This is a genomic window from Trebonia sp., assembly GCF_030042015.1.
Classification (GTDB): domain Bacteria; phylum Actinomycetota; class Actinomycetes; order Streptosporangiales; family Streptosporangiaceae; genus Trebonia.
Map to the genome: position 1 here is coordinate 1 of NZ_JASIAL010000567.1, position 6359 is coordinate 6359.

General features: G+C 70.4%; 7 protein-coding genes. 4 read left to right on the plus strand and 3 right to left on the minus strand.

What is annotated here, in order from left to right; all coding sequences use genetic code 11:
* The 4 genes from Q1N79_RS30185 to Q1N79_RS30200 all read left to right on the plus strand — a co-directional run.
* Positions 1–162, plus strand: a 162-nt coding sequence (locus Q1N79_RS30185) for an alpha-isopropylmalate synthase regulatory domain-containing protein (protein WP_300614536.1), incomplete at its 5' end; no start/stop codon positions are given.
* A gap of 291 nt (positions 163–453) precedes the next feature.
* Complete coding sequence (gene recO / locus Q1N79_RS30190; protein WP_300614531.1) at positions 454–1212, plus strand: DNA repair protein RecO; 759 nt, start codon at positions 454–456, stop codon at positions 1210–1212.
* Entirely contained in the window at positions 1209–2024 is an 816-nt protein-coding gene (locus Q1N79_RS30195; protein ID WP_300614532.1) for an isoprenyl transferase, read from the plus strand. Before recO ends, Q1N79_RS30195 begins: the two co-directional genes overlap by 4 nt.
* A 63-nt stretch (positions 2025–2087) precedes the next feature.
* Positions 2088–3476, plus strand: a complete 1389-nt coding sequence (locus tag Q1N79_RS30200; protein ID WP_300614533.1) for a glycine--tRNA ligase — start codon at positions 2088–2090, stop codon at positions 3474–3476.
* Positions 3477–3483: 7 nt separating this feature from the next.
* Here Q1N79_RS30200 and Q1N79_RS30205 read toward each other — a convergent pair whose 3' ends face one another.
* The 3 genes from Q1N79_RS30205 to Q1N79_RS30215 all read right to left on the minus strand — a co-directional run.
* Positions 3484–3912 carry a Uma2 family endonuclease gene (locus tag Q1N79_RS30205; protein ID WP_300614537.1) on the minus strand — a complete coding sequence of 143 codons (429 nt, stop codon included), beginning with the start codon at positions 3910–3912 and terminating at the stop codon, positions 3484–3486.
* A 190-nt stretch (positions 3913–4102) separates the two neighbouring features.
* Entirely contained in the window at positions 4103–4978 is an 876-nt protein-coding gene (locus Q1N79_RS30210) for an NAD(P)-dependent oxidoreductase (RefSeq protein ID WP_300614534.1), read from the minus strand.
* 88 nt (positions 4979–5066) lie between these two features.
* The coding region (locus Q1N79_RS30215; protein ID WP_300614535.1) for a hypothetical protein at positions 5067–6359 on the minus strand (1293 nt) is incomplete at its 5' end.

A 6359-nucleotide genomic window follows, 5' to 3' on the forward strand; every position in this document is an offset into this window, starting at 1 on the left:
GCCGAGCACGCGCTCACCGAGGGGACCGACGCGCAGGCAGCCGCCTACGTCGAGGTCACCATCGGCGGGCGGGTCTTCTGGGGCGTCGGCATCGACACGAACACAGCGACCGCTTCCATGCGCGCGGTGCTGTCCGCCGTCAACCGTTCCCGCCGCACCTAGTTCCGTCCCATTCCTTATCCCGAACGGGCGGTGGCCGTCTGCACCCACCGCCCGTTCGGCGTCTCCTCCGGCCCGCCTCCCGCTCCGGCCCGCCTCCCGCTCCGGCCCGCCTCCCGCTCCGGCCCGCCTCCCGCTCCGGCCCGCCTCCCGCTCAAGCCAACCCCACGCGCCGCTCCTGTATCGCGGGTCGGCACTTGCGGATGAGCGGGGATAGAAACCCACCCCATTCGGTGGTTTTCTATCCCCGCTCATGAAAACAGCATGGTTGACGCACGCGGGACAATGGAAAGCGTGCAGGGATACCGGGACGACGGGGTCGTGCTGCGGACGCAGAAGCTGGGCGAGGCGGACCGCATCGTCACCCTGCTGTGCCGGCGCAGCGGGCGGGTGCGCGCGGTCGCCAAGGGGGTGCGCCGCACCAAGTCCAGGTTCGGCGCCAGGCTCGAGCCGTTCACCCACGTCGACGTCATGCTCTACCCAGGCCGGTCGCTTGACGTGGTCACCCAGGCCGAGGTGATCCGGCCGTACGGCGCGCCGCTGGTGGGCGACTACCCGCGGTACACCGCGGGCATCGCGATGCTGGAGACCGCCGAGCGCTTCACCCCGATGGAGAAGGAACCCGCGCTGCGCCAATTCCTGCTGCTGATCGGCGGGCTGCGCGCGCTCGGCGAGACCGGGGAGGACCCGCGCGATCCGCGGCTGGTGCTCGACGCGTACCTGCTGCGGTCGCTGGCCGTCGCCGGATACGCGCCCGCGCTCGGCGAGTGCGCCCGCTGCGGCGCCCGCCCGGGTGACGGCGACGGCACGCGGCTGGCGGCGTTCGCGCTCGCCGCGGGCGGCATGGTCTGCGGGTCGTGTCGGCCGCCGGGCGCCGCGTCGCCGAGCGCGCAGACGGTCGCGCTCATGCTCGCGCTGCTGCAGGGGGACTGGGACGGCGCCATGGGCAGCGAGCGCAGGCACCGGGTAGAGTGCAGTGGCCTGGTGGCCGCGTACCTGCAGTGGCACCTGGAGCACTCGATACGGTCGCTGCGTCACGTGGAGCGTGCTTGAGCAAGACCTCGGAGGAGGCACGGCCGGTCCGGCCGCCAGACCCGCATCCCAGCGGCGCCCGTCCCCCCGCCATACCGCCTGAGCTGGTCCCCCGCCACGTCGCCCTGGTGATGGACGGCGACGGCCGGTGGGCCAAGCAGCGCGGGCTGCCCCGCACGGAAGGGCACAAGGAGGGCGAGTCCTCGCTGCTCGACGTGATCATGGGCGCCATCGAACTCGGCATCCCGTACCTGTCCGCGTACGCGTTCTCCACGGAGAACTGGCGCCGTCACCCCGACGAGGTCCGCTTCCTGATGGGGTTCAACCGCGACGTCATCCACCGCAGGCGCGACCTGCTCAACGAGATGGGCGTGCGGATCCGGTGGGCGGGCCGCAGGACCAGGCTGTGGCGCAGCGTGATCCGCGAGCTTGAGTACGCCGAGCAGCTGTCGGCAGGGAACACGGTGCTGACCCTGCAGTTCTGCGTCAACTACGGCGGGCGCGCGGAGATCGCCGACGCCGCGGCCGCGATCGCCGCCGAGGTCGCCGCGGGCAAAATCCGCCCGGACAAGATCGATGAGCGCCTGTTCGCCCGCTACCTGGACGAGCCGGGTATCCCGGAGGTCGACCTTTTCGTGCGGTCGTCAGGTGAGCAGCGGCTGTCGAATTTCCTGCTCTGGCAGTCCGCCTACGCCGAACTTGTGTTCCTCGACACCCTCTGGCCCGACTTCGACCGCCGGCACCTGTGGCACGCCTGTGAGATTTACGCCGGGCGCGAGCGCCGGTACGGCGGCGCCGTCCCCAATGTCATATCCGATTCCGGGGTAAGCTAGCTCACCGATCCCGGGGACCGCGCCTGCCGCGCCCGCCGACCGCCAGCCGGATGGAGAAGCCCGATGGCCCTACGCAGCGACCGTCTTGACGCCATTGTCAACCTGAGCAAGCGGCGCGGTTTCGTCTACCCGTCAAGCGAGATCTACGGCGGCCTGCGCGCCGCGTGGGACTACGGGCCGCTCGGCGTCGAGCTGAAGAACAACATCAAGCGCCAGTGGTGGCGCTACATGGTGCAAGAGCGCGACGACATTGTCGGCATCGACTCGTCGGTGATCCTGGCCCGCGAGGTCTGGGAGGCCAGCGGGCACGTGACGAACTTCGCCGACCCGCTCACCGAGTGCCAGTCGTGCCACAAGCGGTACCGCGCCGACGATCTCATCGAGGCCTATGAGGACAAGCACGGCCACGTTCCGCCCGGCGGCCTAGACGACATCGCCTGCCCGAACTGCGGCACCCGCGGCGCGTTCACCGAGCCGCGCATGTTCAACACGATGCTCCGCACGTACCTCGGCGCGGTCGAGGACACCTCAGGCCTCGCCTACCTGCGCCCGGAAACCGCGCAGGGCATCTTCATCAACTACAAGAACGTCATCACGACCTCGCGGCGCAAGCTGCCGTTCGGCATCGGCCAGATCGGCAAGTCGTTCAGGAACGAGATCACCCCGGGCAACTTCATCTTCCGCACCAGGGAGTTCGAGCAGATGGAGATGGAGTTCTTCGTCCGCCCCGGCAGCGACGAGGAGTGGCACCAGTACTGGATCGACCAGCGGCTCGCCTGGTGGACCGGCCTCGGCGTCAGGCCGGAGAACCTGCGCCTGTACGAGCACCCGAAGGAGAAGCTGAGCCACTACTCCAAGCGGACCGTGGACATCGAGTACCGCTTCGACTTCGCCGGCTCCGAATGGGGCGAGCTCGAGGGGATCGCGAACCGCACCGACTTCGACCTGTCCACCCACCAGGAGAAGTCCGGCCAGGACCTGAGCTACCTGGACCAGGAGACCGGCGAACGGTTCATCCCTTACGTCGTCGAGCCCGCGGCCGGCGCGGACCGCGGCGCGCTCGTGTTCCTGCTCGACGCCTACGCCGAAGACGAGGCACCCGACGCCAAGGGCAACCCGGAGCGCCGCACCGTGCTGCGGCTCGACCCGCGGCTCGCGCCGGTCAAGGTCGCGGTGCTGCCGCTGTCCCGTAACGCCGACCTGTCGCCGAAGGCGCGCGACATCGCCGCGCTGCTGCGCAAGCGCTGGAACACCGACTTCGACGACGCCAGCGCGATCGGCCGCCGCTACCGCCGCCAGGACGAGATCGGCACCCCGTACTGCGTCACGGTCGACTTCGAGTCCCTGGCGGACCAGGCCGTGACCGTGCGGGAGCGCGACTCGATGGCCCAGGTGCGCATCGGCGTCGATGCCCTGGCGGACTACCTCGCCGACCGCCTCCCCGTCTGGTAGGCCCCGCTCAGCGAAGCGGCTCCGTGCTGAGCAATTGCGCGGGGGCAAACGAAACCGGAAACGGCACCTGCGTGGTGAACATCTTCTCGTCGATCGCGTAGCCGGCCTGTTCGTACTTGCCGCCCAATAGCGGGAACGCGGTGATGTCCGGCTGTTCCACATCGGGGTTGACGATCCAATAAGACTCAATCCCGTACTGCTCGTAAACCGTCTTTTTCCGGGTGCGGTCGTAAAGCCTGGCGCGCCGAGAGGCCACCTCGACCGCTAGCAGAGGCGGCCTTGCCTCGAAGACTTCGGCCACCAGGAAGCCATCCGCGCGTACCACGACGATGTCTGGTATCCGGTGCCGATACTCGCTCAAGTTGATGCCGGGACCGCTAAGGACAACGAACTCAGGGGTACGCGCGAACTTGAGGATGAGGTAGAGCCGCTGCACGGCCAATTAGTGATTGTGGTATGGCGCGGCGACACGACCAGCATCCCGTCATCGAGCTCGTACCTGTTGCCGTCGTCGGGCATGTTCTCCATGTCCTTGACGGTCATCGGCCGGTCCTCGTGCGGCCACACGTCCGGCCAGTCCGGCGGCGCCTTGGCAGCGGTCAATACCTGGCATGATGCCCTGCCTGCTACATGAGGGCGGACATGACGGTGTCCAGCGCGGAGCCGGCGGCGGTTTCGTCGGCCCCGTTCGCCTCCGGGCCGCGCGCGTCGCCCCCGGCGCCGCCGGCGCCTCGTGCGGCGCGGTCGTAGATCTCGGCGGCGGCCTGGTGGAAGCCGGGCGGCAAGCCGGCCGCGGCCATCGACGCGGCGATCTCCTCCATCTCCGCGACCCAGCGCCAGCCCTTGGCCGCGGCCGCCGCGGCGGACCGCCCGGACTGCGCGCTCAGCGACGGCTGGGACATCGCCCATTCGCCGAGCAGCGTCTCCTCCACGCCCTCGGCGCGGGCCAGTGCCCGCGCCGCGAGCAGCAGCGCCCCGCTGCCCTTGGTCCAGGCGGCATAGGCCATCTTCACGGCCGACGCCGCGAACGGCTGGCCCTCGGCGATCCGCGCGTCCAGGGCTGACCCGCCGAACAGGGACCGCACCTCGCCGGCCCCGGCGCCGGACAGGTACAGCCGGGTGCGCCCGGCGACCTCGGGCGGCAGGCCGATGATCCCGCCGTCCACGTAGCTGGCCCCGCTCGCCTCGACGACCGACGCCACCCGCGCGGCCGTCGCCACCGAGATCGCGTTCGCGTCCACGTAGCCGCCGCCGAACCCGGCGGCCGCGACCTGCCCCGCCACGTCGAGCGCCGCGTGCGGCGGGCAGATCGAGAAGATCACCGAGGACCGGGACACGAGGTCGGCGAGGCTGACGCCGGACAGCCCGGCGGCGAGCGCGCGGCCGGTGCTCGCCCGGCTTCGCCCGGCCGGGTCCCACAAGACCTCGTGGCCGACCGAGACCAGGCAGCCGCCTACGGCGGCGCCCATCTCACCCGGATGCAGCAGCCCGATCGTGGCCATGCGCGTCCCCTCCAGCCCGGTGGGCGGTGTTCTGCCCACCATTGTGCCGGTTGCCCGGTGAAGCCGGACGGCCCGGGGCCAGCATCACCTACCAGGCGACCTGATAGAGCAGGCTGCCGTTGAAGTACTGATACGAGTTGCCTGGCACGGGGTACGGCAACGGCCGGAAGGCGCCGTCGCTGAACGCACCGAACCGCCCGCTGCTTGCGTCCCCGAACAGCATGTAGCCGATTACCACGCTGCCGCTGTAGTTGGCCCACAGCGCATAGCCAGTGACGTTGTAGCCGGAGCACCCCGTCCGGTATCCGGACAGGAAGCGGGTCAGCTTCCCGGTGGTGAGCGAGAACCCGGCGTATGCCACGGTGTTCCAGGCCGGCTTCTCAAGGCAGTACAGCCTCGGCAGCTTGACGCTTGACGCGCCGCTCCCGCCGCAGACGAACAAGTTCCCGTCACCCGTGACGACGACATCGCCACGGAAGAGCAAGTTGCAGCCGAACGGGGGGCGCGCGGTATAGCCCTGAGTAGGCACTTGGACCGCGAGCCGGCTGCTGGCGATGATGCGGCCGTCGGGGTGCGACAGCTCTAGCACCCACACGCCGCCGGTGAACTTGCGCGGCGCTTGCTGCGTGATTCCGTAGTAAGTGAGGGCGTGGTCGCCCACCCAGGCCACCGACGCGTTGTCGTCTCCGCCCGCGCCTCCCCCGCCCTCGATCGGCGGAAGAAGGCCAGGGGCCGACGACCAGGAACGCAGCACCGCTCCGGTGGCCACCGAGTACACCCGCAGCAGCTGCGGCACGTCGATATTGTCGCTGACGGGCTCGCTCGCGACCGCGAGCTTCGTGCCATCAGGGGAAAGCGCGATCGCGACGATGTCGGTGCCGACCGGCGTCGGCGGGATCGGCAGCCTGGTCATCGTCAGGGCTATCCGGGAGCCGGTGCCGGTGACCCGCACGAGGTACCAGGTCCGTGATCGGCCCGCCGAGCCCCGGACGCCGTACGGGTCCCGGTGGGCGTCGGCGACGAACGTGCGGTCGTCGGCGGCACCCGTGATCCCGGCGAAGCTGAGGCCGCGCGGCGGCTGCAGCGTGAACAGCGTCTTGCCGGTTAGCGTGTCGCCCAGCACCAGCGCGACCGGCTTGGTCGTGTCGTCCCGAGGCTGGCTGAACGTCACGTAGTACTGCGGGATGCTGACCGCGGCGCCTGCCGGGCTGACGGACGGAGCCGCCCGTCGGTTCGGGGCGCTAGGGATGTCCCTGACGGCGACCAGCGTGATCGCGATCGCCAGCACGGCGACCGCGGCAGCGACCGGTGCCAGCCACGAGCGCCAGCCGCGCCTGGCCGACGGCACGCGCCCCGGGCGGCGGGCCGGCGCGCCAGGCGG

Bases quoted from the DNA above. Each gene is read 5' to 3' on its own strand.
- Q1N79_RS30210 (WP_300614534.1), bottom strand. From the start codon at position 4,978: ATGGCCACGATCGGGCTGCTGCATCCGGGTGAGATGGGCGCCGCCGTA.
- Q1N79_RS30200 (WP_300614533.1), top strand. From the start codon at position 2,088: ATGGCCCTACGCAGCGACCGTCTTGACGCCATTGTCAACCTGAGCAAG.